Origin of the sequence: Pseudomonas sp. Irchel 3E20 (assembly GCF_900187645.1) — a bacterium.
Lineage (GTDB): Bacteria > Pseudomonadota > Gammaproteobacteria > Pseudomonadales > Pseudomonadaceae > Aquipseudomonas.
Genome location: NZ_FYEE01000019.1, coordinates 22,313 through 47,015, shown reverse-complemented (window position 1 = coordinate 47,015; position 24,703 = coordinate 22,313). Strand labels below are relative to the sequence as shown.

The 24,703-nt window shown below is 64.0% G+C and carries 24 protein-coding genes; 14 read left to right on the top strand and 10 right to left on the bottom strand.

The annotated features are described in order from the left end of the window. Positions 1-437: 437 nt before the first annotated feature. The gene (locus CKW13_RS23180) at positions 438-821 is read right to left on the bottom strand and encodes a DUF5329 domain-containing protein (RefSeq protein ID WP_011077871.1); all 384 of its coding nucleotides are present in this window, start codon (positions 819-821) and stop codon (positions 438-440) included. A gap of 239 nt (positions 822-1,060) precedes the next feature. Between CKW13_RS23180 and CKW13_RS23175 the strand changes: the two genes are divergently transcribed. Genes CKW13_RS23175 through CKW13_RS23150 form a run of 6 tightly spaced genes read left to right on the top strand, consistent with a single transcriptional unit; the run spans position 1,061 to position 6,591 of the window. Further along, positions 1,061-2,005 (top strand): PDR/VanB family oxidoreductase, encoded by a 945-nt coding sequence (locus tag CKW13_RS23175; RefSeq protein ID WP_095111093.1) that lies wholly within the window; start codon positions 1,061-1,063, stop codon positions 2,003-2,005. A gap of 50 nt (positions 2,006-2,055) precedes the next feature. Then, positions 2,056-3,387: a Rieske 2Fe-2S domain-containing protein gene (locus CKW13_RS23170; protein WP_011077869.1), complete on the top strand. Its 1,332-nt coding sequence runs from the start codon at positions 2,056-2,058 to the stop codon at positions 3,385-3,387. Continuing rightward, a complete protein-coding gene (locus tag CKW13_RS23165) occupies positions 3,377-3,910 on the top strand; it encodes an aromatic-ring-hydroxylating dioxygenase subunit beta (RefSeq protein WP_011077868.1) in 534 nt (177 codons plus the stop codon). Before CKW13_RS23170 ends, CKW13_RS23165 begins: the two co-directional genes overlap by 11 nt. Continuing rightward, the gene (locus CKW13_RS23160; protein ID WP_095111092.1) at positions 3,910-4,503 is read left to right on the top strand and encodes a cysteine hydrolase family protein; all 594 of its coding nucleotides are present in this window, start codon (positions 3,910-3,912) and stop codon (positions 4,501-4,503) included. The genes CKW13_RS23165 and CKW13_RS23160 overlap by 1 nt, the downstream gene beginning before the upstream one ends. Beyond that, positions 4,500-5,309, top strand: coding sequence for an SDR family oxidoreductase (locus CKW13_RS23155; RefSeq protein WP_095111091.1), 810 nt, complete (start codon positions 4,500-4,502; stop codon positions 5,307-5,309). Before CKW13_RS23160 ends, CKW13_RS23155 begins: the two co-directional genes overlap by 4 nt. A 46-nt stretch (positions 5,310-5,355) precedes the next feature. Next, on the top strand, positions 5,356-6,591 hold the full coding sequence (locus CKW13_RS23150) for a dienelactone hydrolase family protein (RefSeq protein ID WP_011077866.1): 1,236 nt from the start codon (positions 5,356-5,358) through the stop codon (positions 6,589-6,591). Positions 6,592-7,188: 597 nt separating this feature from the next. On the opposite strand, the gene CKW13_RS23145 is transcribed toward CKW13_RS23150, so the two are convergent. From CKW13_RS23145 to CKW13_RS23135, 3 genes are all read right to left on the bottom strand, one after another. Further along, the gene (locus CKW13_RS23145) at positions 7,189-8,181 is read right to left on the bottom strand and encodes an AraC family transcriptional regulator (protein WP_095111090.1); all 993 of its coding nucleotides are present in this window, start codon (positions 8,179-8,181) and stop codon (positions 7,189-7,191) included. Between the two features lie 3 nt (positions 8,182-8,184). Beyond that, positions 8,185-9,198: an AraC family transcriptional regulator gene (locus tag CKW13_RS23140; RefSeq protein WP_176465174.1), complete on the bottom strand. Its 1,014-nt coding sequence runs from the start codon at positions 9,196-9,198 to the stop codon at positions 8,185-8,187. Between the two features lie 323 nt (positions 9,199-9,521). Further along, on the bottom strand, positions 9,522-10,778 hold the full coding sequence (locus tag CKW13_RS23135; protein ID WP_095111088.1) for an OprD family porin: 1,257 nt from the start codon (positions 10,776-10,778) through the stop codon (positions 9,522-9,524). A gap of 378 nt (positions 10,779-11,156) precedes the next feature. Here CKW13_RS23135 and antA point away from each other — a divergent pair, with 378 nt between their 5' ends. The 8 genes from antA (at position 11,157) to CKW13_RS23095 (ending at position 18,795) form a co-directional block, all read left to right on the top strand. After that, positions 11,157-12,560 carry an anthranilate 1,2-dioxygenase large subunit gene (gene antA, locus CKW13_RS23130; RefSeq protein WP_011077861.1) on the top strand — a complete coding sequence of 468 codons (1,404 nt, stop codon included), beginning with the start codon at positions 11,157-11,159 and terminating at the stop codon, positions 12,558-12,560. Between the two features lie 2 nt (positions 12,561-12,562). Then, positions 12,563-13,054, top strand: coding sequence for an anthranilate 1,2-dioxygenase small subunit (gene antB / locus CKW13_RS23125; RefSeq protein WP_011077860.1), 492 nt, complete (start codon positions 12,563-12,565; stop codon positions 13,052-13,054). An 18-nt stretch (positions 13,055-13,072) separates the two neighbouring features. Next, entirely contained in the window at positions 13,073-14,098 is a 1,026-nt protein-coding gene (antC, locus tag CKW13_RS23120; protein ID WP_011077859.1) for an anthranilate 1,2-dioxygenase electron transfer component AntC, read from the top strand. A gap of 105 nt (positions 14,099-14,203) precedes the next feature. Continuing rightward, positions 14,204-15,364: an ABC transporter substrate-binding protein gene (locus CKW13_RS23115; RefSeq protein ID WP_095111087.1), complete on the top strand. Its 1,161-nt coding sequence runs from the start codon at positions 14,204-14,206 to the stop codon at positions 15,362-15,364. Positions 15,365-15,428: 64 nt separating this feature from the next. After that, positions 15,429-16,340 carry a branched-chain amino acid ABC transporter permease gene (locus CKW13_RS23110; protein ID WP_016502303.1) on the top strand — a complete coding sequence of 304 codons (912 nt, stop codon included), beginning with the start codon at positions 15,429-15,431 and terminating at the stop codon, positions 16,338-16,340. 10 nt (positions 16,341-16,350) lie between these two features. After that, positions 16,351-17,370, top strand: coding sequence for a branched-chain amino acid ABC transporter permease (locus CKW13_RS23105; protein WP_095111086.1), 1,020 nt, complete (start codon positions 16,351-16,353; stop codon positions 17,368-17,370). Then, positions 17,367-18,116, top strand: coding sequence for an ABC transporter ATP-binding protein (locus tag CKW13_RS23100; protein WP_011078048.1), 750 nt, complete (start codon positions 17,367-17,369; stop codon positions 18,114-18,116). The genes CKW13_RS23105 and CKW13_RS23100 overlap by 4 nt, the downstream gene beginning before the upstream one ends. Further along, complete coding sequence (locus CKW13_RS23095; RefSeq protein WP_011078047.1) at positions 18,109-18,795, top strand: ABC transporter ATP-binding protein; 687 nt, start codon at positions 18,109-18,111, stop codon at positions 18,793-18,795. The genes CKW13_RS23100 and CKW13_RS23095 overlap by 8 nt, the downstream gene beginning before the upstream one ends. 188 nt (positions 18,796-18,983) lie before the next feature. On the opposite strand, the gene CKW13_RS23090 is transcribed toward CKW13_RS23095, so the two are convergent. The 6 genes from CKW13_RS23090 to CKW13_RS23065 form a co-directional block, all read right to left on the bottom strand. Further along, a complete protein-coding gene (locus CKW13_RS23090; RefSeq protein WP_095111085.1) occupies positions 18,984-19,601 on the bottom strand; it encodes an NIPSNAP family protein in 618 nt (205 codons plus the stop codon). 2 nt (positions 19,602-19,603) lie between these two features. Further along, entirely contained in the window at positions 19,604-20,782 is a 1,179-nt protein-coding gene (locus CKW13_RS23085) for an alpha-hydroxy acid oxidase (RefSeq protein ID WP_095111084.1), read from the bottom strand. Positions 20,783-20,900: 118 nt separating this feature from the next. After that, positions 20,901-22,178, bottom strand: a complete 1,278-nt coding sequence (locus tag CKW13_RS23080) for an OprD family porin (protein WP_095111083.1) — start codon at positions 22,176-22,178, stop codon at positions 20,901-20,903. Between the two features lie 216 nt (positions 22,179-22,394). Then, complete coding sequence (locus CKW13_RS23075; protein ID WP_095111082.1) at positions 22,395-22,895, bottom strand: flavin reductase; 501 nt, start codon at positions 22,893-22,895, stop codon at positions 22,395-22,397. Between the two features lie 19 nt (positions 22,896-22,914). After that, positions 22,915-23,874 (bottom strand): PDR/VanB family oxidoreductase, encoded by a 960-nt coding sequence (locus CKW13_RS23070; RefSeq protein ID WP_095111081.1) that lies wholly within the window; start codon positions 23,872-23,874, stop codon positions 22,915-22,917. A gap of 79 nt (positions 23,875-23,953) precedes the next feature. Beyond that, positions 23,954-24,694, bottom strand: coding sequence for an SDR family NAD(P)-dependent oxidoreductase (locus tag CKW13_RS23065; protein ID WP_095111080.1), 741 nt, complete (start codon positions 24,692-24,694; stop codon positions 23,954-23,956). Positions 24,695-24,703 lie beyond the last annotated feature (9 nt).

Below are 24,703 nucleotides of genomic sequence, written 5' to 3'. Positions count from 1 at the left end.
GGGGCAGTGGGGTTCATGGGCGTGACATCCAAACCAGGCATAAGGTTGCGAAATTCGCAGTTCAGCCAGTCGGCCATAACCCGCCAAAGAGGCTAACAGCGTTGGGATGTGAAGCGCGCCAGGCAGCGGGGCGCGGCGGCATTGTGCCAAGTTGCGGGGGAGGATTGAGGGGGGGTGGAGCGTTTAAATATGAGGCCTACATAAATTAGAGAAACGCCCTACGCGACCTGTTAGTTAGGTGTTGTAACCGCCAGCACCTCCCCGCCTAAGTGCCCAGGCCTAGGCGGTTAGCAAGGGACCTGTAAATACCCAGCGTGCGTAGGTGTTGGGTAAAGGCTGCTGGTAGCAAACGGGCTCTCCCGCGCGGGGGTACGCAGCCGCCCCACTAGGTGTTGCGCCCGGCACCCTTTACGGCCGAGCGCGGGTCAACCCGCTGGCTACTGAGCGCGTTGCCTGTGCAACTCGGTGTTCAACCAGGTGCCCGCTGGTTGCGAGCCCGTTGGGCAACGCACTTGGTAAGGCTTGCCGCTCATGCTGCTTTGGGTGGCGGCCAGTTCGATAAAGTCCTCGGCGCTGTTAATCCGTTTCTTGCCTTCCAAGTAGGTCAGTTTTTTTTGCAAATGCTCGCGCGCCTGCGGGGCCGGGTAGGCGGTGCCGTTGCGCACGAACTGGCAGCCGCTGTGCTCGACAAAGTCCAGCAAGCCTGTGATCTCGGCGCGCACCGGCGGCGCCACCTCGGCCTGGGCGGCGCCCATAACGAGCAGAAGCCCGGCAGCGGCCCCCAGCCGCCATTGTCCCCAGCCACTGTTGAATGCCTGCATGTTCGTTCCTCCGTCAAAAAAATGCCGACTTTAGCCGGTGCATAGCCGCCCGCCAATACCTCCCCCCTATGGGCACCTGGGCCAGCTCCCACAGTGATGAGTGCCCCCAGCCCTGGCGCGCATTTACGCAAAATGCGGCTAACGACTTGCCGATATCGGCTTTTTCGCCCCGCGCGCCGTGCCTACAGTGAGGGCGACTTCAACGGCGGGCCCTGCTCGCCCCGTTTCAGGAATCGTGCATGCCCAGCCTGTCCTTGCGTATCGAACGAATCGACCCGCTCACCCCGCGCATTCGCCGCCTGATCCTGGTGGCGGATGCCCAGCAGCCCCTGCCCGGCTTCACTCCAGGGGCGCACATCGAGATCCAGATTGCGGGCAGCAAGCCCCAATGGCGCGCCTATTCCCTGGTCAACCTGCCGGGCCGCGCCCACTACGAGATCGCCGTGCAACTGGAAGAACAGAGCAGCGGCGGTTCGCGCTGGATCCACCAATTGCAGGTCGGCCAGCCGCTACAGGTGCGGGCACCGAAGAATCATTTCCCCTTGGTGACGCAGGCCAGCGACTACCTGTTGATCGCCGGCGGCATTGGCATCACCCCGATGCTGGGCATGGCCCGTGCGCTTGCCGCCGGCCAGCAGCCCTTCACCCTGCACTACGCCGGGCGCGAGGCCCAGGGCATGGCGTACCTGGAAGAAGTCCGGGCCCTGGGCAGCGCCCACTGCTGGATCAGCGGCGGCGACCCGGCGCGGCGCCTGCCCCTGGCCAGCCTACTGGCCCCCCCCCATAACGGCCGCCAGCTCTATGTGTGCGGGCCCAAAGCCCTGATCGCCAGCGTGCTGCACAGCGCCCGTGAGTTGGGCTGGGACGACAGCCACGTACACAGCGAATTGTTCACCGGCAGCCTCGACGCCGCGGGCGACGCCAGTTTTGAAGTGGAACTGCGCAGCAGCGGCATCACCCTCCAGGTGCCTGCGGGCAAGAGTGTGCTGGAGGCCATGCTCGACGCCGACCTGGACCCGCTGTTCGATTGCCGCCGTGGCGACTGCGGGGTCTGCGTGGCCCAGGTGCTCGAAGGCAGCGCCGAGCACCGCGACATCTGCCTGTCAGCGCGCGAGCGCAGCGACGGCCGTTTCTGCACCTGTGTCTCGCGCGCCTCCAGCGCTCGGCTGGTGCTCGACTTGTAAGTGCGTGGCCACCCCACGCGCCTGTTTATGGCTGGTTAAAAGGAGACACCATGATTCCCACGAACGAACAGATCGCCGCCCTGGTGCGCGATGACAGCGTGCACAAAAGCGTCTACACCGACCCTCAGTTGTTTGCCCTAGAAATGCAGCGTATCTACGGCCAGGCCTGGATCTACGTGGGTCACGAGAGCCAGGTGAAAAACCCCGGCGACTACCACACCACCCGCATCGGCGATCAAGACGTGATCCTGGTGCGTGGCGCCGACAAGCGCGTCAACGTGCTGTACAACCGCTGCCCGCACAAGGGCGCCAAGCTGGTAGCCGAAGGCGACGGCAACGTCGGCAAGTTCTTCCGCTGCCCGTACCACGCCTGGACCTTCAAGCTCGACGGCCAGCACCTCTCGGCACCGCTGAAAAACGCCTTCGAGGGCACCTGCTTCAACCCCAGCCACCCGGATTTCTCCATGGTGGGCCTGGCACGGGTCGACAGCTATCGCGGCTTCGTGTTCGCCAGCCAAAGCCCCCATGGGCCGGACCTCAAGGGCTTTCTCGGCGGCGTCATCACCTCCATCGACAACCTCTGCGACCGCTCGCCGGTGGGTGAAGTGGAAGTGGCCGGCGGTATTTTCCGGGTGGTGCAGCGCTCCAACTGGAAGGTCTTCTACGAGAACCTGCACGACACCATGCACGCCCGCGTCACCCACGAATCCTCGGTGGACGCGGCCCGCAGCGAGGCGCAGAGCCTGGGCGAGATGCCGTTCGAGCTGCTCATCATGGACGGCAACGGCGAGCCCTACGACTTCTGGGAAAAACTCGAACTGCGCGCTTACCACAACGGCCATGGCTACATGGAAGCGATCTTCGACCCAGCCGCCGCCGAGCGCGACGAGGTGTCCAAGGCCCACTTCGAGTGCCTGAGCGCGGCCTATGGCGAAGAACGCGCCCGCGCCATCCTGGGCATGAACCGCCACAACACGGTGATCTACGGCAGCGGCTCGCCCCATACCGTGTTCATGCAGTTTCGGATCATCCGCCCGATGGCCGTGGACCAGACCCTGGTGGAAATCCAGACGTTCCGCTGCAAAGGCGCGCCGGATGCGGTGTTCGACCGGGCGCTGACCTACGCCAACGTCATCAACTCACCCTCCTCCAACGTCATGCCCGATGACGTGGAGGTCTACGCCCGTTGCCAGGAAGGCAACATGACCCGCGGCGGCGAATGGATCAGCCAGCATCGTTATGCCGGCACCGACCAGGGGCTGCCCGACGGCGCAATCTCCACCAACGGCACCAGCGAGCTGCCCATGCGCAACCAGTTTGCCGCGTGGAAGCACTACATGACCGCCACCCTGATCGCCAAGGAGAGCACCCATGCTGTTTGATCGCACCTTCGACGTCGCCACGGACAACCTGGCCCCGGCCCACGTGCCCGGCGACACCCTGCGTGAGCTGGAACAGTTCCTCTACCGCGAAGCGCGCCTGCTGGACGAGCGGCGCTTCTGGGAATGGGACCGCTTGTTCACCGACAGCGGCATGTACTGGGCGCCGCAGCAGCACGGCCAGGCCAACCCGTTCGAGCATATTTCGCTGTTCTGGGAAAACCGCATGCTGCGCGAGGTGCGCATCCGCCGCGTGGAAAACCCGCGCAACTGGTCGCAACAACCGCCCACCCGCACCGCCCACCTGGTGGGCAACGTGATGGTCGAAGGCCTCGACCGCCAGGGCCTGCTGGTGGTGAGCGCCACCTTCCAGGTCAGCGAATGGCGCCTGGTGCAACGCCAATTGGCCGGGCGCTATACCTACAAACTGGCCAGCCAGGAGGGGGGCGGCTGGAAGATCCAGCTCAAGCGCGTCGACCTCATCAACTGCAACGACGTGTTCGCCAACCTGGAGGTATTTGTCTGATGGGGCGCCCGACCGTTCTTGCCCTGCACTACCAGAACGACGTGCTGCACCCCGACGGGCGCATCCGCGTCGGCCTGGCCGCCGACGACCCGGCCCGCGCCACCGTGCTGGACGCGGCCATGCGCCTGCAACACGGCGCCCGCGCCCGGGGCTGGCCGATCATTCATGTGCGCGTGGCCTATCGCCCGGACTACGCCGACCTGGTGCAGAACGCGCCGATCCTGCGCGCCGTGGCGGCCAGCGGTGCGGTGCGCGAAGGCACCTGGGGCGCGCAGTTCCACGACGCCCTGCAACCCTTGGCCAGCGCCACCGAGTTTGTCGTCACCCACACCCGCATCAACGCCTTCTACGGCACGCCCCTGGACACCCTGCTGCGCCAGCTCGACGCACGCCAATTGCTGGTGGCGGGCGTAGCCACCCATTCGGTGGTGGAAAGCACCGTGCGCCATGCCGTCGATTGCGGTTTCGAGGTCACGGTCCTGGCCGATGCCTGCGCCGCCGCCAACCCTGAAACCCACCGCGCAGCGCTACAGAGCATGAGCCTGATCGCCACCCTCAGCGATGTCGCCAGCACCCTGGGGGATCGGCCATGAAGCCCCTGCCGACTGCCGACCTGCAAAGCCAGGTGGCGATCGTCACCGGCAGCACCCAGGGCCTGGGCACCGACATTGCCCGCCAACTGCTGCGTGCCGGCGCCAGCGTCACCTTGGTGGGACGCAACCGCGACACGGGCGCGGCCCTGGCCGAGGCATTGGGTGAACGCTGCCGTTTTGCAGCCTGCGACGTCGAGCGCGACGACGATATCGATGCCTGCATCGCCGCCACCCTGGCCGCGTTCGGCCGCCTCGACATCCTGGTCAACAACGCCTGCGTGTATGACGACCAGGGGCTGCTGTCCGACCGTGCGCAATGGCTCAAGACCCTCAACGTCAACCTGGTGTCGGCGGCGATCTTCGTGCAAAAAGCCGCGCCCCACATGACGGGCGGCGGCACGGTCATCAACATCGGCAGCACCGGCGGCAAGTTCGGCGCCGCTGGCCGGGCCCTGTACCCAGCGTCCAAGGCCGGGCTTCTGCAACTGACCCGCAACCTCGCGGTGAGCCTGGCGCCGGCGGCGATCCGGGTCATCAGCGTCTCGCCGGCCTGGACCTGGTCGCCCTCGGTGGCCAGCCTCAGTGGCGGCGATGTGGCCGTGGCCGACCGGATCGGTGCTACCTTTCACCCGCTCGGGCGCGTGGGCCGCGGCGAGGAAATCGGCCAGGTAGTGGCCTTCCTGTGCAGCCAGGGTGCGTCGTGGATCACCGGCGTCGATATCCCGGTGGACGGCGGTTTCTCGATCCTCGGCCCCGACCAGGGCCTGTCGCCACGCACCTGGTTCGAGCGTTTGCGTGACCAGTAGGCAACTAAAACAACAACACCTGATGAGTCGAAAACGAGGTAACACCATGGGCAAGATGATGAAGGTACAGGCCAGCGACGGCAGCGGCAGTTTCAGCGGTTACCTGGCGCTCCCCGCCAGCGGCAAGGGGCCGGGGGTGGTAATCGGCCAGGAGATTTTCGGCATCAATGCCAACATGCGCGAAGTGGCCGACCTCTACGCCGAAGAAGGCTACGTCGCCTTGGTGCCAGACCTGTTCTGGCGCCTGGAACCTGGGGTGGACCTGGGCTACACCGAAGCCGACTTCGCCCGCGCCATCGACCTGTTCCAGCGCCTGGACATAGACAAGGCCGTCGAGGACATCGACGCCAGCTTCAAAGCCCTGCGTGAGCTGCCCGAGGTCGAAGCCAGCGGCCTGGGCTACGTGGGTTTCTGCATGGGCGGCAAGCTCGCCTACCTGACCGCGACCCGCACCGACGTGGCCTGCGCGGTGGGCTACTACGGCATGGGCATCGAGCACCTGCTGGACGAAGCCGAGCGCATCAAGGGCCACCTGGTGCTGCACTTCGCCGAACAGGACGGCTACTGCGACGCCAATGCCCGCGCCCTCATCAGCCAACGCCTGGGCGCGCGGCCCAACGTCGAGATCTACACCTACCCCGAGGTGGACCACGCCTTCGCCCGCCACGGCGGCATGCACTACAACAAACCCGCCGCCCTGATGGCCCACCAACGCAGCATCGCCGCGCTCAGGCAGGCCATCGGCCCGCACTACAACCTGTCCGCACTGTGGGAAAAACACATCGAGTTTGAATTCGCCGTGCGCGATGTTCCGGCGACCATGGCGACCATGGTCGCCGAGCCCTACGTCAACCACATTCCCACCATGACCGGGGGCGTGGGCTACCGCGAACTTAGCCGCTTCTATCAGAACCACTTTGTCCACGCCAACCCGCCGGACATGAAACTGGTGCCCATCTCCCGCACCGTGGGGGCCACGCAGATAGTCGATGAATTCGTCATGTGCTTTACCCACACCAGCGAAATCGACTGGATGCTGCCCAACGTCGCCCCCACCGGCAAATACGTGGAAATCCCCATGCTGGGGGTCATCAAGTTCCGCGGCGACAAGCTGTGCCATGAGCACATCTACTGGGACCAGGCCAGCGTCCTCGTGCAAATCGGCCTCCTCGACCCCACCGGCCTGCCGGTGGCCGGGGTAGAAACGGCGAGGAAACTGCTCGACGAACAACTGCCCTCCAACACCCTGATGGGCAAATGGGCGGACAGCGCCGAACGCTAGCGCCAGCCTTCCCCGTAAAGGCTGGCAAACGCTGTGGGAGCGGGCCTGCCCGCGATGGGTCCAAGCCAGGCGATACATTTGCTGCGGCTGATAGGCCGCCATCGCGGGCAGGCCCGCTCCCACAATTGAACGGTGGTGTGGGTGGGATTTTAATTTTTCCTCTGAGGGAGCGAGCCTGCTCGCGATGGGTCCAAGCCAGGCGATACATTTGCTGCGGCTGATAGGCCGCCCTCGCGGGCAGGCCCGCTCCCACAATTGAACGGTGGTGTGGCTGGGATTTAATTTTTCCCCTGTGGGAGCGAGCCTGCTCGCGATGGGTCCAAGCCAGGCGATACATTTGCTGCGGCTGATAGGCCGCCCTCGCGGGCAGGCCCGCTCCCATAATGGAACGGTGGTGTGGCTGGGATTTAATTTTTCCTCTGTGGGAGCGAGCCTGCTCGCGAGGGCGGCACTGAGTGGCGGTGACGAATGGTCGGGGTAAGACCCTTGCTCCCACAGTGGAGCGCGGGTGCAGGTGAGATGAGCGTCAGGCACTGCTCCCACAATTCAGTGAGGGTGATAGCGCAAGTGCGGCCAGGCCACCGCGCCACCGGTTACTTATCGGGCAATGGTCTGGTGCGGCAGCTCGCCGAAGCGTTCGCGGTAGTAACGGGCGAAGCGGCCGAGGTGGGCGAAGCCGTGTTCCAGGGCGACTTCGGTGATGCTCAGCTCGCGGCCATCGCGCAAGCGCTCGCGCACGGCTTCGAGCCGCAGGTTGCGCAGGCGCTCCATGGGGGTTTGCCCGTAGCAGCGCTGGCACAGGGTGTTGAGGCTGCGCACGCTCATCCCCGCCGTGGCCGCCAGTTCGGTGAGGGACAGCGCTTCCCCCAGGCGGCTGCGCATCAAGCCTTCGATCTTGTGCAACTGGCGCAACGCCTGGCGCTGGGCCGGGGACTCGGCCAAGGCCAAACCTTCGACTTTCGGCGGGTGGGTGAGCAAAAACAGCGGCAGGCTTTCTTCCAGGTGCCGCAGCCAGTGGCCATGGGCCGGTTCGCCGGCGCTGGCCCCCAGTTGTTCCAGCAGGTCATCCACCAAACGTAGCCAGCCACGGGCCTGGCCGGTGTCGAGGCGGTAGGCTGGCGGCAGGCTGAAATCGGCGGCCAGCCCACCTTCGTCCACCAGCCGTTCCTGCATCAGGCGCAACAACGCGCGCGGCACCTTGAGCAATAGCTGTTCGCAACCGCGGTGCCACACCAGCCGCGCCTGGCGGTTGGGCGAGAGCACCGCTACCTGCCCCGCTTCCAGCTCCAGGGCCAAGCCGTCGCATTCGATACTGGCGCGCCCGCGCAGGGGCATTTGCATCAGCACGAAATCGGTGAACGGCCGGGGCCGCACCTCAACCTCCGCGCCATAACGCAACACAAACAGTTGGCAGCGCCCCACTTGCGCGCGAAAGAACGCCGTATCGACCGTGCCTGCGCGCCAACTCAGGTCGTGCTCGACCAACTCACGGGCCAGCAGCCGATGGCTTTCCTGGCGCGATTGGCTGGTGAACACCGGCGTTTGGCACAGCCGCGACAGGTCGAGCCCCGCCCCCGCTAACCCGGCCATGGCTCAAAGCGACCGGTTGCGGCGGGCTTCGTTGCGTTGCAGGGTGCTGCTGGGCGTCTCGTCGAACAACTTGCGGTACTCGCTGGAGAAACGGCCCAGGTGGTTGAAGCCCCAGCCCATGGCGATCACCGAAATATTGCGCGCCGAGTTGTCTTCGAGGATTTCCTGGCGTACGGCGTCGAGGCGGTACTTTTTCAGGTAGGCCATGGGCGACATGCCGAAGTACTTCTTGAAGCCTTCGAACAGCTTGAACCGCGACACCCCGGAGATCGCCTCGATGTCCTCCAGGTGCAGCACCTCGCGGGCGTTATCGTGGATGTACTGCTTGGCGCGGATCAGGTAGTGCGGCAGCTTCACGCCGAGCACGTCGCGCAATTCGTCGGAGTAGTTGTTGGGCTGGGCGAGGATCAAGCCCTTGATAAGCGAACTTTCGATATCACGGGTGAAAAAGGTCTGGTCGTACAGCTCGCGGCTGCGCTCCAGTTCGCCGATGAAATAGCGCGCCATGCGCCACCAGGACGCAGACGCGCCGTTGACCGCGTCCATCACCGGCTCGAACCGCAGGGGCGTTTCCAGGGGCCGTTGCAGCATGTCTTCCAGGGATTTGCGCATGGCCGCGCGGGTGATAACCACCTGCACCTTGCGGCAGTCGCCATTGATGGTCAGTTCCTGGTTTTCGTGGGGCGAGACGATGATTGCGCTGTCGCGGTCGGAGGTCACCTGGCAGCCGTCCTTGCTCAGGTGCTGCTCGCCCACCAGGGGCAGGCTGAGGCTGTAGCTGTTGAGGTGTTCGACGTCTTCGATGCCCACCGTCACGTCCGTGCCGTACTCGATCACCCCCAGGGTGGTGGACATCGACTTGAGCACATTGGCGCTGTGATGGAACTGGATGCGGTTGGGGTACTGGGTCTTGAGCAGGTGCGGCCCGCAGATCCCGGCCATCCACTGTCGCGCGCCATTGAGGTCATAGCGCTCTATACGAATGTCTCGAACATGCACATCAAGGCTTGTACTCATCACGGGGCACCCACGGCTGTTTGCTGTTTTTTTGTACGCGCTCTGACGGCACGTCTTACGGTCAAACAGCAATCTTCATGCCGCGTGGGGCGCCGCGGGGCCCTTGCGAAATATGCGGATATCATTCAGCGACTAATCGGCCAGCGATAGCACAACGCCAGGAATTCCCGCTTCCCCACGCGCCCCAAACCACACAGTGGCGCTGCAAAAATGCACACAGATGAGCCGCCGGTGCGCCGGGCAGGTATCCCCCAGCGGCGGGGTTGGGTATTACCTGCCCAGATCGGCCGGCGGGTGTTACCCCACCGGCCGGCGGCACCGGTTTACCAGAATTTCCAGGTGTAGGTGGTAATCAGGCGGTTTTCGTCGAAGTCATTGCCGTGGCGGAACTTGACGTTGATGTTGCGCAGCTCTACGCCGAGGTTCTTCAGCGGCCCCTCCTGGACCACGTAGGAGAGGTAGATATTGCGCTCCGACTCGCTGTTGTCGCTCAGGGCGCCGCGGTCGATATCGCTGCCACGCATGTACCGCGTCATCAGGCGCAGGCCCGGCAGGCCGAGGCCGGCGAAGTCGTAGTCATAGCGCGCCTGCCAGGATTTTTCGTTGGGCTTGACGAAGGCAACCGCCGACCAGTTCACCAGGTACGGCTGCGGGGCGTAGCCATTGAGGGTGGGGAACGTGCTGTCGCCGAGCATGCGCTGGTAGCCCAGGCCAAAGGCGTGGGCGCCCTTGCGCAGGGTGGTCATGGCGCCGTAGGAGCGGTTGTCGATGCGCCCATAAAGGGCATCGCCGTCTTCCTTGTTATTGAAATAGCGCAGGTCGGTCTTGAGCGCATAGCCACTGCCCAGGTCGGCCAGGTAGGTGGCGCCCAGGTAATGCTGGCGGTAGATGTCTTCCAGTTGCCCGTAAAAGTAGGTGCCGGTCAGGGCCGGCGTGAAGGCGTAACTGGCGCCGCCGAAGCTCAAGCCGTCACTGCGCCGCTGCACATCGGGGCCGTTGAACAGGTACATTTTTTCGCTGTTGGAGGATTCGCGGCCGCTGATTTCGGTGAAGCGCCCACCGGTGAGGGTGAGTTTGTCCACTTCCTTGGATTCGATCAGCGTGCCGTGGTAGGTGGTCACCAATTGCCGCGAATCGTCGGTGTAGGCCACCGGCAGCGTCGGCCGGTGTTCGCCGTATTTGAGCTCGGTCTTGGAATAGCGCACTTTCGCCGTGTAACCGCCGCGCCCGTAGTCGGTGGCCTGCTCCTGGCGGCGGGTGCTGTAGGGGATGATGCTGTCCGGGCCGCGGCCGCCACCGCCGTCGAGCCGGTAGGCGTATTGCATCGAGGCGTCGAGGGCAAATTGCAGGGTGCCTTCGGTGTAGCCGGAGTTGAAGCGCAGGTCAAAACCCTGGGTCCAACTGCCGACCCGGGAGTTCTTCGGGTTGTCACCCTTGAAGTCGCGGTCGATATAAAAGTTACGCAACCCCAGGGCCAACTGGCTGTCTTCAACGAAGTCCGCCTGGGCCAACATCGGGGTCATTAATGCCGCCAGGCTGGCCGTTTGCATACCACGGGTAAACCAACTCGCTTGAAACATAACTTATCCCTCTCTTTTAATGTGCGGGCACATTAAGTAGCGGTGCGACCAAAGTAGCCGCCCCAATAGTTGGCAGTTGTTTCTTTATTAAATTTTTAAGCATGAGTCGTTAGGGTCGATGCCGGGCCGGCCACTGGGCAAACCCGCATCGCCAGTGATTAAGCGCCAATGGCGCCAGACTCTCTAGCCTGTTAATTCGAGACTCGTATCCAGTTACTTGGCGTTATCGCCCACGGCCAGGGCCGCGCCGGGCGGCCAATTTTACGGCCTGTGTTCACCGATAAAGCGGATAGACCCAACCCCCGGCAACTTATTTAATGCAGGCACAGCGTATTTATTGAATGCACGAATTAGCCCGATGCAACGAGGTATCGATTAATGAGCAGTGCAAGAAGCGTCGAACAATGGAAAAACTTTATTGAAGGCTGCCTGGACTTTCGCCCCGCCGACGGCGTCTTCCGGATTGCCCGGGATATATTCACCGAGCCGGACTTGTTTGATCTGGAAATGGAGTTGATCTTCGAGAAGAACTGGATCTACGCCTGCCACGAAAGCGAAATCGCCAACAAGCATGACTTCATGACGATGCGCGCCGGGCGCCAGCCGATGATTATTACCCGCGACGGCGAGGGCCAGCTCAATGCCCTTATCAACGCCTGCCAGCACCGCGGCACCACCCTGACCCGCGTCGGCAAGGGCAACCAGTCCACCTTCACCTGCCCGTTCCACGCCTGGTGCTACAAAAGCGACGGCCGCCTGGTCAAGGTCAAAGCCCCCGGCGAGTACCCCGAAGGGTTCGACAAGGCCACCCGTGGCCTGAAAAAAGCGCGCATCGAGAGCTACAAGGGCTTTGTGTTCATCAGCCTCGACGTCGACGGCCAGGACAGCCTCCAGGAATTTTTGGGCGACGCCAAAGTGTTCTTCGACATGATGGTCGCCCAATCACCCACCGGTGAGCTGGAGGTGCTGCCGGGCAAATCGGCCTACACCTACGACGGCAACTGGAAGCTGCAAAACGAAAACGGCCTGGACGGTTATCACGTCAGCACCGTGCACTACAACTACGTGGCCACCGTGCAGCACCGCCAGCAGGTCAACAGCGAAAAAGGCCTGACCAGCGCCGACACCCTGGACTACAGCAAGCTCGGCGCCGGCGACAAGGAAACCGACGACGGCTGGTTCGCCTTCCACAACGGCCACAGCGTGCTGTTCAGCGACATGCCCAACCCCAGCGTGCGCCCCGGCTACGCCACCATCATGCCGCGCCTGCTCCAAGAGTACGGCCAGGGCAAGGCGCAGTGGATGATGCACCGCCTGCGCAACCTGAACATCTACCCCAGCATGTTCTTTCTCGACCAGATCAGCTCGCAGTTGCGCATCATCCGCCCGATTGCCTGGAACAAGACCGAGATCAACAGCTTCTGCCTGGGCGTGGTGGGCGAGTCGGATGCCGACCGGGAAAACCGCATCCGCCAGTTCGAAGACTTCTTCAACGTCTCCGGCATGGGCACCCCCGATGACCTGGTGGAGTTCCGCGAAGCCCAGCGCGGCTTCCAGGCACGCCTGGAGCGCTGGAGCGACATCTCCCGGGGCGTGGGCAAATGGGTCGAAGGCCCCACGGCCAACAGCGAAACCATCGGCATCTCGCCGGTATTGACCGGCACTGAGTTCACCCACGAGGGCCTCTACGTCAACCAACACGGCAACTGGCAGCGCTTTTTGCTCGAAGGCCTGGCCCGCAAGGCCGAGCAAGAGCAACCGTTGAAACTGCGTGAGGTGTGAACATGAATTCGCAACTGCAATACCGCGTCGAGCAATTTCTCTATCGCAACGCCGAGGCCTGCGACGCCCAGGACTGGGACACCTACCTGTCGATGTTCAGCGACGACAGCGAATTCCACCTGCCGCAATGGGACTCGGAGCACGAGTACACCCGCGACCCGAAACGGGCCATGTCGCTGATCTACTACCCCAACCGGGGCGGCCTGGAAGACCGGGTGTTCCGCATCCGCACCGGCAAATCCGCCTCCACCGTGCCCATGCCGCGCACCCTGCACCTGCTCAGCAACGTGCGCATCGCGCCGCTGGCCGACGATGAGTTGGAGGTGCAAGTCAACTGGCACACCCTCTACTACCGCCTGCAAACCGCCGAGCAGTTCTTCGGCCGCGCCACCTACCGCCTGCGGCCCGATGGCGAGAGCTGGAAGATCGCCCGCAAGCACGTGCTGCTGCTCAACGACACCATCAATTCGGTGCTCGATTTCTATCACCTCTGACTGGCGGAAGTCTGGATCATGAGCCACAAGGTCGCCTTCAGTTTTGCCGACGGCAAAACCCTGTTCTTCCCGGTACAGAGCCACGAAATCCTGCTCGATGCGGCGTTGCGCAACGGCATCAACATCCCCCTGGACTGCCGCGAGGGCGTGTGCGGCACCTGCCAGGGGCGCTGCGAATCGGGCCAGTACAGCCAGGACTATGTCGACGACGAAGCGCTGTCGGCCGAAGACCTGCGCCAACGCAAGATGCTCACCTGCCAGACCCGGGTCAGCTCCGACGCCGCGTTCTACTTCGACTTCGCCTCCAGCCTGTGCAATGCCCCAGGGCCAGGCCGGCTCAAGGGCATCGTGCGCGCGGTGGAGCAGGTTTCGCCCAACACCGCGATCCTGCACCTGGACGCCGGCGCCGATGGCCAGCAACTGGATTTCCTGCCCGGCCAATATGCGCGCCTGCAAATACCCGGCACCCACGGCCAGCGCTCGTACTCCTTCGCCAACCGCCCTAACAGCGGCAACCAGTTGCAGTTCTTGATCCGTTTGCTGCCCGACGGGCTGATGAGCAACTACATCCGCGAACGCAGCCTGATCGGCGACGAAATCCTGCTGGAAGCGCCCCTGGGGGCCTTCTACCTGCGCCACGTCGACAAGCCGCTGGTGTTCGTCGCCGGCGGCACCGGCCTGTCGGCCTTTTTGGGCATGCTCGACGAAATCGCCGAGCGCGGCGGTTGCGGCCACCCGGTGCACCTGTACTACGGCGTGCGCAACGCCGCGGACCTGTGCGAAACCCAGCGCATCGCGGCCTACGCCGAACGCATCCCGGGCTTTCGCTTCACCCCGGTCATCAGCGACCCCAGCCCGGACTGGCACGGCAAGCGCGGCTACATCACCGAGCACTTCGACCTGGCCGAGTTCCGCGACCAGGCCCTGGACATGTACCTGTGCGGGCCGCCGCCGATGGTCGAGTCGATCAAGCAATGGCTCGACACCCAGGCCCTGGACCAGACCCGCCTGTACTACGAGAAATTCACCCAGAGCAACACCTGACACGGGAAGCCACCCCCACAACACATTCCAGGCGCCCGAAATTTTTTACTGCCCTCCACTAATAACTACAGCCCGTGCGATGCGGGCTTCACTAAAGGCGGCACTATGAAAAAACAACTCGTGGGTACACTCCTGGCGGCCAGTTGCCTGGCCAGCCTTGCGGCCCAGGCCCAAGACCCGGTGCGCATCGGCTTCATCACCACCCTCTCCACCCCGGCCGGTTACCTGGGGGAAGACTCGCGCGATGGCTTTCAACTGGCCATCGACCAGGAGGGCGGCAAGCTCGGCGGCGTACCGGTGAGCCTGCTGGTGGAGGACGATGGCCTGCAACCGGCGCGCGCCAAGCAGATCATCGACCGCATGAGCCTGGACGGCATCTCGCTGTACACCGGGGTGATCTTCTCCAACGTGCTGGCGGCGGTGGTCAACACCGCGACCAAGGACGGCTTCTACATCAGCAACAACACCGGCCCCTCCAGCCTGGCCGGCAAACAGTGCAAGCCCCACTACTTCGTGGCCTCGTACCAGAACGACACCATCCACGAAATGGCCGGCGTCGCCGCCAACGACCTGGGCTACAAGAAAATGGTCATCCTCGCCCCCAACTACCAGGGTGGCCGCGATGCCCTGGAAGGCTTCAAGCGCACCTTCAAGGGTGAAGTCACCGAGATCTACACCAAGCTCAACCAACTGGATTTCTCGGTGGAGCTGGCCCGGGTGCGCTCCTTGGCGCCTGACGCGATTTTCCAGTTCCACCCTGGTGGTGCCGGCATCAACTTCGCCAAGCAGTACGGCAGCTCGGGCCTGAACAAGAGCATCCCGATGGTGGTGCCGGTGTTCTCCATGGACGAACGCATGCTCGCCGCCACCGGTGATGTGGCCAAGGGCATGAACATCGTCACCCTGTGGAACCCCGGCTCCACCAACCCGGCCAACCAGGCCTTCGTCAAGGCCTTCAACGATAAGTACAAGCGCGTGCCCACCGTGTACGCCGCGCAAACCTACGACACCGCCCGCCTGATCGGCGCCGCCCTGAAAACCGTGGACGGCAACCTCAAAGACCCCGAGGCCTTGCGCAGTGCTCTGCGCAACGTCACGTTCGACTCGATCCGTGGCGACTTCGCCTTCGGCAAAAACCAGCACGCGGTCATCGACTGGTATTTGCTGCGGGTAGAGGCCGATGCCAACGGCAAGTTGGTCCAGGTGCCGGTGCAGACCATCGCCAAGGCGCAAGTGGACAGCTTCGCCGCCGAGTGCGCGCTGTAAGCCGACCTTCCGGTCCCGTGCCTGGCGGCCTTACCCGCCAGGCACCTTGCGTAGGATTCCCCGCATGCTGCTACTCGAACAAATCCTCAATGGCCTGCAATACAGCGCCCTGCTGTTTTTGCTGGCCTCCGGCCTGACGCTGATCTTCGGCATCATGGGCGTCATCAACCTGGCCCACGGCGCCTTCTACATGGTCGGCGCGTTCTGCGCGGCCTACACCGCGTCGCTGAGCGGCTCGTTCTGGCTCGCCGGGTTGGCGGCGGTGATCGGCTCGGCCCTGTACGGGCTGCTGATCGAAACCAGCATCATGCGCCGCCTCTACAACCGCGATCACCTCGACCAGGTACTGGCCACCCTGGCGGTGGTGTTCTTCACCAACGAGTTAATCACCGTGCTGTTCGGCCGCAGCCCACCGGCCATGCCCACGCCCGAGTGGTATTCGAGCTTCGTCGAAGTGCTGCCGGGGTTGATGTACCCGGTCAGCCGCTTGCTGTTCATCGCCGCCGGGGCCGTGGTGGCGATCGCCATGTGGCTGCTGATAAACCACACGCGCCTGGGCATGCTGATCCGCGCCGGGGCCGACGACCACGAAATGGTCGGCGCCCTGGGGGTGAACATCGCACGCCTGTACACCCTGGTGTTCGTGTTCGGCTGCGTGCTTTGCGGCCTCGCCGGGTTCATGGCCGCACCCTTGCTGTCGGTGGAAATCGGCATGGGCGAAAAGGTCTTGATTACCACCTTCGTGGTCATCGTGGTCGGCGGTGTCGGCTCGGTGCGCGGCGCCCTGGCCGGGGCCTTGCTGATCGGCATGGTCGATGGCCTGGGGCGTGCCTACATCCCGCAATTGCTGGACCAACTGTTGCCCGCCGAAGTCAGCGGCACCCTGAGCGGCGGGCTGATTTCCGCCAGCGCCTACATCGTCATGGCCGTGGTGTTGCTGGTCCGCCCCCGCGGCCTGCTGCCCGCCCGTGCCTGAGGAGAACCCCATGTCCCGTCGAGTCCTGATCGACCTGCTTTGCCTGGCGACGTTCGCCCTCCTGCCGCTGCTGGCCTCGCTGCTGCACGAACCCTTTCTGGTCAGCCTGTTTACGCGCCTGGCGATCTACGGCATGGCCGCCGCCAGCCTGGACCTGCTGATCGGCTATGGCGCGATGATTAGCTTCGGCCACGCGGCCTTCTTCGGCCTGGGCGGCTACGTGTTGGGGGTGATCGGTTTTCACACCTCCCAGGCCTTGCCGCTGTGGGGCTGGGACGGTTCCAACAGCGCGCTGCTCGTTTGGCCGCTGTCGCTGCTGGTGTGTGCGCTGTTTGCCGTGGTGGTGGGCTACCTGTCGCTGCGTACCAGCGGGGTGCAATTCATCATGATTACCCTGGCGTTCGGCCAGATGCTCTATTTCGTCCTCAGTTCGCTGTCGCTGTATGGCGGCGACGACGGCATTTTGCTCAGCGAGCGCAACACCCTGCCGGGCATCGACCTGGATAACCCGGTGCAGTTCTACTACCTGTGCCTGGGCCTGTTGGTGGCTTGGCTGCTGTTCTGCCGGCGCCTGGTCAATTCGCGTTTCGGCTACGTGCTGCGCGGCCTCAAGCAAAGCGAACGGCGCAGCATCAGCCTGGGCCTGCACCCGCTGCGCTATCGCCTCGGGGCGTTTGTCATCGCCGGTGTCGGGGGGGGCCTGGCGGGCATTCTCTGGGCCAACTACGCGATGTTCGTCAGCCCGGACATGGGCGCCTGGCACAAGTCCGGCGAACTGATGGCGATGGTCATCCTCGGCGGCGTCGGCACCCTGCTGGGGCCGGTCCTCGGCGCCGCCGTGTACCTGGGCCTGGAACAGGTGCTCAGCCTGTGGACCGAGCACTGGCTGCTGATCTTCGGCCCGTTGCTGCTGGTGGTGGTGCTGTTCGGCAAAAAAGGCCTCTACGGCTTGCTGCTCAGCCCCTGGCCATGGCGGCGCAAGCCGTCTGCCGCGCCAACCGCAATCGCCCAACACGAGGTACGCCCATGAACCCGCAACTGTCGGTCCAGGCCCTGGAAAAAACCTTTGGCGCGGTCAAGGCCACCAACGGTGCGAGCTTCGATATCGCCCCGGGGGAGCTGCACGCCATCATCGGCCCCAATGGCGCCGGCAAATCGACCCTGATCGCGCAGATCGCCGGGGAGATCCGCCCGGACAAGGGGCGCATTTTTCTCAACGGCCAGGACATCACCGACGTACCCGCCCACCAGCGCCCGCGCCTGGGCCTGGCGCGAGCCTTCCAGGTCAGCCAGCTGTACCCGGAATTCACCCTGCTGGAAAACGTCGCGGTGGCGATCGCCGCCCGCGACGGCCAGACCTTCGGCCTATGGAAGCCGATGGCCAGCGACCAGAGCCTGCTGGCCCCCGCCGCCGACTACCTGGCGCGGGTGGGCCTGGAGGCCCGCGGCCATGCGCAAGTGAGCGCGTTGTCCCACGGCGAGCGCCGGCAACTGGAAATCGCCCTGGCCCTGGCCCAGGAAGCCTCGGTGCTGTTGCTGGACGAACCGATGGCAGGCATGGGCGCCCAGGAGTCGGCGCGCATGACCCAACTGTTGCTCGAACTCAAGGGCCGCTACGCGATCCTGCTGGTGGAGCACGACATGGACGCCGTGTTTGCGTTGGCCGACCGTATCACCGTGCTCGTCTATGGCCAGACCATCCTCACCGGCAGCGTCGAGCAGGTGCGCAACGACCCGCACGTACGCGCCGCCTACCTGGGAGAAGAACATGCTTGAAGTCAGGGGTTTGCAGGCCGGCTACGGCCTGAGCCAAGTGTTGTTCGACATGCACTTGAGCATCGAACAAGGCCAGGTGGTGTCGCTGATCGGCCGTAATGGCATGGGCAAGACCACCACCGTCAAATCGATCATGGGCCTGCTCAAGCCCAGCGCTGGCAGCGTGCTGATCCACGGCCGGGAAATGCGCGGCGCGCCGTCCTACCGCATCGCCCAGGCCGGGTTGGGTCTGGTGCCCGAAGGCCGGCGCGGCTTCGCCAGCCTGAGCGTGCGGGAAAACCTGCTGGCCACCGCCACACGGGGCAAGTGGGACCTGGCGCGGGTCTACCAGTTGTTTCCGCGTTTGCAGGAGCGCCAGGACCAGTTGTCCAAGACCCTTTCCGGCGGCGAGCAGCAAATGATGGTGGTGGCCCGCGCCCTGCTGACCAACCCGCAGTTGCTGATCCTCGACGAAGCCACCGAAGGCCTGGCACCGATCATCCGCGAAACCATCTGGAGCTGCCTGGCCAGCCTCAAGGCCGAAGGCGAAACCATTTTGGTGATCGACAAGAACCTCAAGGAAATGGCCCGCGTGGTGGACTGCCACCACATCATCGAAAAAGGCCGCCAGGTGTGGAGCGGCACCCCCGCCCAACTGGCCCAGGCGCCGCAGTTGTCACAGCGCTACCTGGGGGTGTGAACAGGGAGGCGGTGCCAAACATCACTCTTGAACTGTGGGGGGCTTGTGTGGGAGCGGGCCGGCCCGCGATGGCGGCTTCTAAGTTGCAAGAAACGTATCGCCTGTACCGGCCCCATCGCGGGCAGGACCCGCTCCCACTGGGGATGGCCAGCCCCTTCTCCCACCGAGCACTGCGCCTGCCACGGTGTTTACTGCAACGGCGAAAACGGCGCTGGCAGGTACACGGCCGAGTGCATGTCGCGCAGTTGCGGGCCTGAGTTTTCCGGGGGCCAGACGCCGTCCTGCACCGCGCGGGTACGCACGTCCAAGCGTTGTTCCAAGGAGGCATAAGGCCAGATGTGCAGGTAGCGCGGCAAGCGGCCATCGGTGGCATAAAACGCGGCGTACACCGGCGAGTAGCCAGGCCCGGTGCGTGGCCCCACGGCGTTTTCCCAGCCCTTGAGCGTCGGCGCCAGGCCGGCGGGCACCAGGTCGTAGACGCGCAATTCATAGAACGGCCCATGGCGCCCGGCAGGCAACGGTTGCAGGAAGGGAAACAGCGAATAGTTCTCCACCCGCATATCGGTGAGGTAAGCGTCGATGCCAAAGGCGTCGGCTGTGGCCAGGTAACGCTCGCGCTCGGCCTGGCGTGCGCCTTCGTCGGCAAAGCCGCGCAGCACCGTGATCTGGTTCAGCGGGCCGATTTCCGAGGCCCAGCAGCCCATCAGCGTGCCCCCGGCCTGGGCCAAGCGCGGCTCAAGGCAGGCCATGGCCGAGGTGACGGTGCGCACGCGCACGGTAAAGGTCATCAATTCGTAAAGTTTCATCATTACCTCCTGCGCTCCCACAGGTTGTCGCGGCCCAAGAGGCTGAGGTGGGTGCAGCCCATCAGGTTGAGGGTTTGCACCAGTTCCTGGGTCAACAGATCCAGGGCCCGCCCGGCGCCCGCTTCGCCAGCCACGGCGACGCCGTAGAGGGTGGCGCGGCCCAGCAGCACGGCATCGGCGCCCAGGGCCAGGGCCTTGACGATGTCGCTGCCCCGGCGAATGCCGCCGTCCAGCAGCAGGCTGAGCCGGCCGCGGGCCTGGGGGGCGATGGCGGCCAGGGCGGCGAGGCTGCTCGGGGCGCCATCCAATTGCCGGCCGCCGTGGTTGGACACCACCACCCCATCGAGCCCCAGGGCAATGGCGCGCTCGACGTCCGCCGGGTGCAGCACGCCTTTGAGCAGCAGGCGTTCACCCCATTGGTCGCGTAGGCGCGCCAGTTTGTCCCAGTCGAGCAAGCTGTCCATCTGCCGGCCGATAAACGCCATCGAACCCAAGGCATTGCGTTCGTTGGGCGGCAGGTAAGGCTCCAGGTTGCCCATGCCCGGCAGCCCGGCCGGCCACATCACTTGCTGCAGCCAGCGCGGGTGGCGCAACACGTCGAGCATGTTGCGCCACGCCAACTGGCGCGGCTTGGCGAAATTGCGCCGGTCCCACTCGCGGTTGCCCAGCACCATGGCATCGCAGGTCAACAGCAGGGTGCGGCTGCCCACGGCAGCGGCGCGGCGCAGCAGGTCGTTTTGCACACGGGGGTCGCCCATGGCGTAGAGCTGGAACCACAGGTTCACTTCTGGCACCGCCGCCACCAATGCCTCAAGGGAAGTATTGGCAGCGGTGCTCAGGCAAAACGGCAAGCCTCGGGCCGTGGCCGCCCGGGCCAAGTGAATGTCGGCATCGCGGTGCAGCAAGCCGTTGTAGCCGGTCGGCCCGATCAGCAGGGGCACGGGCAACACCCGCCCCAGCACGGCCCGCGCCGTGGCGGGCGGATGGCACGGCACCATGGCGCGGGCGTGCAGGCCATAGGCGCTGAACCCATCGAGGTTGTCGGTGAGGGTCAGTTCATCCTGCGCCCCGCCGCTCAGGTATTCCCAGGCGAAATACGGCAGGCGCCGGCGGGCCATGTCGGCCAGTTCGGCAACGCTGTGGACCCGACTCAAGTCGCGGCCCCGGTAAAAACGACGCATAGGTAATCCTTGGAGGGCGGCGTAAACGCGCCGCGAAAAAAAGCCCGGCAAGAGTGGCCCGGGCGAAGGAAACCGGTGAAGCGCGAGGCTGCCCGATGCGCGGGCAGCACCGGAGCTGTCAGAACTTCCAGGTGTAGGTGGTAATCAGGCGGTTTTCCTCATAGTCCGCGCCCGAGGCCTTGCCGTTGCCGTAGCGGGTTTTCACGTCGATGCGCCGCCATTCAAACCCCACGTCCTTGAGTGGCCCGCTTTGCACCACATAACCAAGGACGATGTTGCGTTCACTCTCGACGTTTTGGTCCAGGTCGTTGCGGCCACGGTCCACGCCGCTGCCACGCAGGTAGCGGGTCATGAATTTGAGCCCCGGCAAGCCCATGCCGGCGAAGTTGTAGTCATAGCGCAATTGCCAGGAACTCTCGTTGGGCTTGACGAACGCCACCGTGGACCAGTTGACCAGGTACGGCTGCGGCGCGTAGCCGTTGAGGGTCGGGAAGGAGGAGTCGCCGAGCATGCGCTGATAGCCGACACCCAAGGCATGGGCGCCCTTTTTCAGGGTGGTCATGACGCCGTAGGACTGGTTGTCGATATCTCCATATAGGGCCTTGCCGTCTTCACTGTTATTGAAGTAACGCAAGTCCGTCTTCAGGCCATAACCGCCGCCCAAGTCATGGTTATAGGTCAAGCCCAGGTAATGTTGCTTATAGATATCTTCCAACTGCCCAAAAAAGTAAGTAGCCGACAAGTTCGGGGTAAATGCATAGGTCGCGCCACCAAAGTTCAAGCCGTCACTGCGCCGCTGCACATTGGGGCCGTTGAACAAGTACATCTTCTCGGTGTTGGAGGATTCGCGCGAACTGATTTCGGTAAAGCGCCCGGCGGTGAGGGTCAGGTTGTCCACGTCCTTGGATTCAAGTTGTACGCCGTGATAGGTGGTAATCAACTGCCGCGAATCGTCCATGTAGGCCACGGGCAACGTGGGCCTTAGTTCACCGATTTTCAGTTCCGTCTTGTTGTAGCGCACCTTGGCGGTGAGCGCCGCGCGGCCGTAGTCACGCACTTGCTCGCCCTTGCTGGCGTCATACGGGATGATCGTGTCTGGGCCCCGGCCACCGCCGCCGTCCAGGCGATAGGCGTACTGCGCCGAGAGGTCCAGGCCGAACTGCAGCGTGCCTTCGGTGTAGCCGGAGATCGCGCGAAAGTCGAAGCCTTGGGTCCAGCTGCCAATACGCGATTGCGGCGCTTCATGTTGTTTGTAGTCGCGGTCGATATAAAAGTTGCGCATCCCCAGGCTGACTTGGCTGTCATCAACGAAGTCGGCCTGTGCAACCACAGGTGTGAAGATCCCCATCACGGCCGCAGTGGTGACGCCACGGCTTACCCAGCTCTTCTGGAACATTGAACTTTCCTTCTTTTTTACATGCACACAGGCACGGCTAGTGGAAGCAGATTAATTCAGCAAAAGTGAAACTTCGGCAGTCAATCCGCAGTATTGTTTTTATAACCACTTACTGCAAAAAAGTCGTAACACAGCCATTCGCCATAACAGCGACAACCGCTTTTTTATTTATTCTTGAAACACAACGAACAGGAAAACTCTTATCAACTTACTGCATCAGGAAGTCGCTTTTGAGGCATCTCCCAAACGGTGGTAGGCGCGGTTGAAATACACCAGGCCTTCCTGGCTTTCGCCATTGCGGATACCCAATACCTCGCAATAGAAAATCGTGTGGGAACCCACTTCATGGGCCTGGGCAATGCGGCAGTCGAAACTCACCAGCGCCTCGTCCAGCAGCGGCGCGCCGCTTTCCAGGGTGCTCCAGGAGGCGCAGGAAAACCGTTGCTCGGTGTCCAGGTGACGGTTGGAAAACGCCCCCGAGACTTCCTGGTGCCCGGGCGTCAGCACGTTCACGCTGAGCACACCGTTGCTCTTGAAATGCACATTGGAAAACGACGAGCGATTCATGCACACCAGCAAGGTCGGCGGCTGGTCGGTGACGCTGCACACCGCCGAGGCGGTGAAGCCGAAACGCCCGGCGGGGCCGTCGGTGGTGATGACCGACACCGCGCCACCGAGCATTGCCATTGAGTTACGAAATCCAGTTGTATCGACCATGGTCTTACCCTCCGGTCTATCAGATATCCAGCACCAGTTTCTTGGACTTGGCCCGGGAACAGCACACCAGAATCTGGTCATTGGCGCTTTTTTCGTCGTCGGTGAGGTAGACGTCGCGGTGGTCCGGCTCGCCTTCAATCACGTCGCACAGGCAAGTGCCGCACACGCCCTGCTCACAGGACACTTCAATCTTGATACCCACCGCCGTCAGGGCCTCGACGATGCTTTGGCCTTCGGCCACTTGCACGGTCTTGCCGCTGCGCTGGGCCACCACTTCAAAGCCTGCGCCCGAGGCGTCGACTTCGACCTGGAAGTATTCGCGGTGCACATGGTCGTCCGCGTAGCCCGCGCCCAGGGCCTGGGCGATGACCCAGTCCATGAACCCGGCCGGCCCGCAGACGTACACATGCACCCCGGCCTGGGGCGTGCCCAGCACGCTGCGCAGGTCCAGCTTCTGAGCCTCGCCCTCGTCGTCGAAGTGGGTGTGCACCCGGGCCGCGAACGCCGCGTTGCCCAGTTCATCGAGGAAGGCGCTGCGGCCCCGGGAACGGCCGCAGTAATGCAGCTCGAAATCACTGTCGCGGGCGTTCAGGGCGTAGGCCATGGCCACCATCGGCGTGATGCCGATACCGCCGCCGATCAGGATCGAGCGCCGCGCCTCGCCCGCCAGGGGGAAGTGGTTGCGCGGCAGGCTGATGTCGATTTCCCGCCCTACTTGCATAAGCTCATGCACCGCCAGGGAACCGCCGCGCGAGGCCGGGTCCTTGAGCACGCCCAAGCGATAGGCGCCGGCGTTGGCCGGGTCGCCGCACAGGGAATACTGGCGCACCAGCCCGGCCTTGAGGTGGATATCGACATGGGCGCCCGCTTCGAAGGCGGGCAAGGCCTGCCCCGACGGGTCGCCCAGGTCGAGGACGACGACACCTTCGCCCTGCTCCTCGCGCTTGCGCACGACGACTTTCAATAATTGATCGCTCATACAGGACCATCCTGAATTCGTTGTCGGGCCGCGCACCTGGGCGCGCCCCGCTGTGGTTGCAAACCTGCGGCCGGCACGCTTAACGCATGAACAGCCCGCCGTTCACGTCCCAGGTCGCCCCGGTGGTGAAGTAGGCGTCTTCGCCGGCCAGTTGCACGACCAGTTTGCCAATGAACGCGGCGTCCCCCAGGCGCTTGACCGGGATGCCCTCGATCAGTTTTTCCAAGCGCTCGGGCGGCACGGCGGCGCGCACCGCCGGCGACTCGATGGGCCCCGGGGCGATGGCGTTGACCGTGACCCCGCTCGCCGCCAGCTCCTTGGCGAAGATCTTGGTCAGGGTGATGATCGCGCCCTTGGACGCCGCGTAATGGGCGCCCGTGGCCGTGCCGCCGTTCTGCCCCGCCAGGGAGGCCATGTTGATGATCCGCCCGTAGCCCTGCGCGGCGAGGTAGCTGCCCAGCACCTGGCAGCCGACAAAGGTGCCGCGCTGGTTGACGCTGACCACCCGGTCGAATTCCTCCGGGCTGATCTGCATCACAGGCGTGGTCATGGTCATGGCCGCGTTGTTGACCAGTACATGCAGTTGGCCCCAATGGGCCACTACTTGCGCCAGCGCCCCTTCAAAATCGGCCTTGTCGGCCACGTCGAGCTTGAGCGCCAGCACCCGCTCGCCGCTGGCGTCCAGTTGCGCGGCGCTGGCTTGCGCCGCCGCCAGCGAGCGGTCGCTTATCACTACCCGGTAACCGGCGCCCAGCAGTTGCTCGGCGATACTCTTGCCCAGCCCCTGGCCGGCGCCGGTGACCAATGCGACCTGTGTCATGGCGTAGCC

Excerpts from the sequence above, each read along its gene's own strand:
- CKW13_RS23115 (WP_095111087.1), top strand. The coding sequence starts at position 14,204 with ATGAAAAAACAACTCGTGGGTACACTCCTGGCGGCCAGTTGCCTGGCC.
- CKW13_RS23150 (WP_011077866.1), top strand. The coding sequence starts at position 5,356 with ATGGGCAAGATGATGAAGGTACAGGCCAGCGACGGCAGCGGCAGTTTC.
- antA (WP_011077861.1), top strand. The coding sequence starts at position 11,157 with ATGAGCAGTGCAAGAAGCGTCGAACAATGGAAAAACTTTATTGAAGGC.
- CKW13_RS23070 (WP_095111081.1), bottom strand. The coding sequence starts at position 23,874 with ATGAGCGATCAATTATTGAAAGTCGTCGTGCGCAAGCGCGAGGAGCAG.
- CKW13_RS23075 (WP_095111082.1), bottom strand. The coding sequence starts at position 22,895 with ATGGTCGATACAACTGGATTTCGTAACTCAATGGCAATGCTCGGTGGC.
- CKW13_RS23140 (WP_176465174.1), bottom strand. The coding sequence starts at position 9,198 with ATGAGTACAAGCCTTGATGTGCATGTTCGAGACATTCGTATAGAGCGC.
- CKW13_RS23160 (WP_095111092.1), top strand. The coding sequence starts at position 3,910 with ATGGGGCGCCCGACCGTTCTTGCCCTGCACTACCAGAACGACGTGCTG.
- CKW13_RS23105 (WP_095111086.1), top strand. The coding sequence starts at position 16,351 with ATGTCCCGTCGAGTCCTGATCGACCTGCTTTGCCTGGCGACGTTCGCC.
- CKW13_RS23110 (WP_016502303.1), top strand. The coding sequence starts at position 15,429 with ATGCTGCTACTCGAACAAATCCTCAATGGCCTGCAATACAGCGCCCTG.
- CKW13_RS23100 (WP_011078048.1), top strand. The coding sequence starts at position 17,367 with ATGAACCCGCAACTGTCGGTCCAGGCCCTGGAAAAAACCTTTGGCGCG.
- CKW13_RS23080 (WP_095111083.1), bottom strand. The coding sequence starts at position 22,178 with ATGTTCCAGAAGAGCTGGGTAAGCCGTGGCGTCACCACTGCGGCCGTG.
- CKW13_RS23085 (WP_095111084.1), bottom strand. The coding sequence starts at position 20,782 with ATGCGTCGTTTTTACCGGGGCCGCGACTTGAGTCGGGTCCACAGCGTT.
- CKW13_RS23135 (WP_095111088.1), bottom strand. The coding sequence starts at position 10,778 with ATGTTTCAAGCGAGTTGGTTTACCCGTGGTATGCAAACGGCCAGCCTG.
- CKW13_RS23090 (WP_095111085.1), bottom strand. The coding sequence starts at position 19,601 with ATGAAACTTTACGAATTGATGACCTTTACCGTGCGCGTGCGCACCGTC.
- CKW13_RS23145 (WP_095111090.1), bottom strand. The coding sequence starts at position 8,181 with ATGGCCGGGTTAGCGGGGGCGGGGCTCGACCTGTCGCGGCTGTGCCAA.
- antC (WP_011077859.1), top strand. The coding sequence starts at position 13,073 with ATGAGCCACAAGGTCGCCTTCAGTTTTGCCGACGGCAAAACCCTGTTC.
- CKW13_RS23165 (WP_011077868.1), top strand. The coding sequence starts at position 3,377 with ATGCTGTTTGATCGCACCTTCGACGTCGCCACGGACAACCTGGCCCCG.
- antB (WP_011077860.1), top strand. The coding sequence starts at position 12,563 with ATGAATTCGCAACTGCAATACCGCGTCGAGCAATTTCTCTATCGCAAC.
- CKW13_RS23095 (WP_011078047.1), top strand. The coding sequence starts at position 18,109 with ATGCTTGAAGTCAGGGGTTTGCAGGCCGGCTACGGCCTGAGCCAAGTG.
- CKW13_RS23170 (WP_011077869.1), top strand. The coding sequence starts at position 2,056 with ATGATTCCCACGAACGAACAGATCGCCGCCCTGGTGCGCGATGACAGC.
- CKW13_RS23180 (WP_011077871.1), bottom strand. The coding sequence starts at position 821 with ATGCAGGCATTCAACAGTGGCTGGGGACAATGGCGGCTGGGGGCCGCT.
- CKW13_RS23155 (WP_095111091.1), top strand. The coding sequence starts at position 4,500 with ATGAAGCCCCTGCCGACTGCCGACCTGCAAAGCCAGGTGGCGATCGTC.
- CKW13_RS23065 (WP_095111080.1), bottom strand. The coding sequence starts at position 24,694 with ATGACACAGGTCGCATTGGTCACCGGCGCCGGCCAGGGGCTGGGCAAG.
- CKW13_RS23175 (WP_095111093.1), top strand. The coding sequence starts at position 1,061 with ATGCCCAGCCTGTCCTTGCGTATCGAACGAATCGACCCGCTCACCCCG.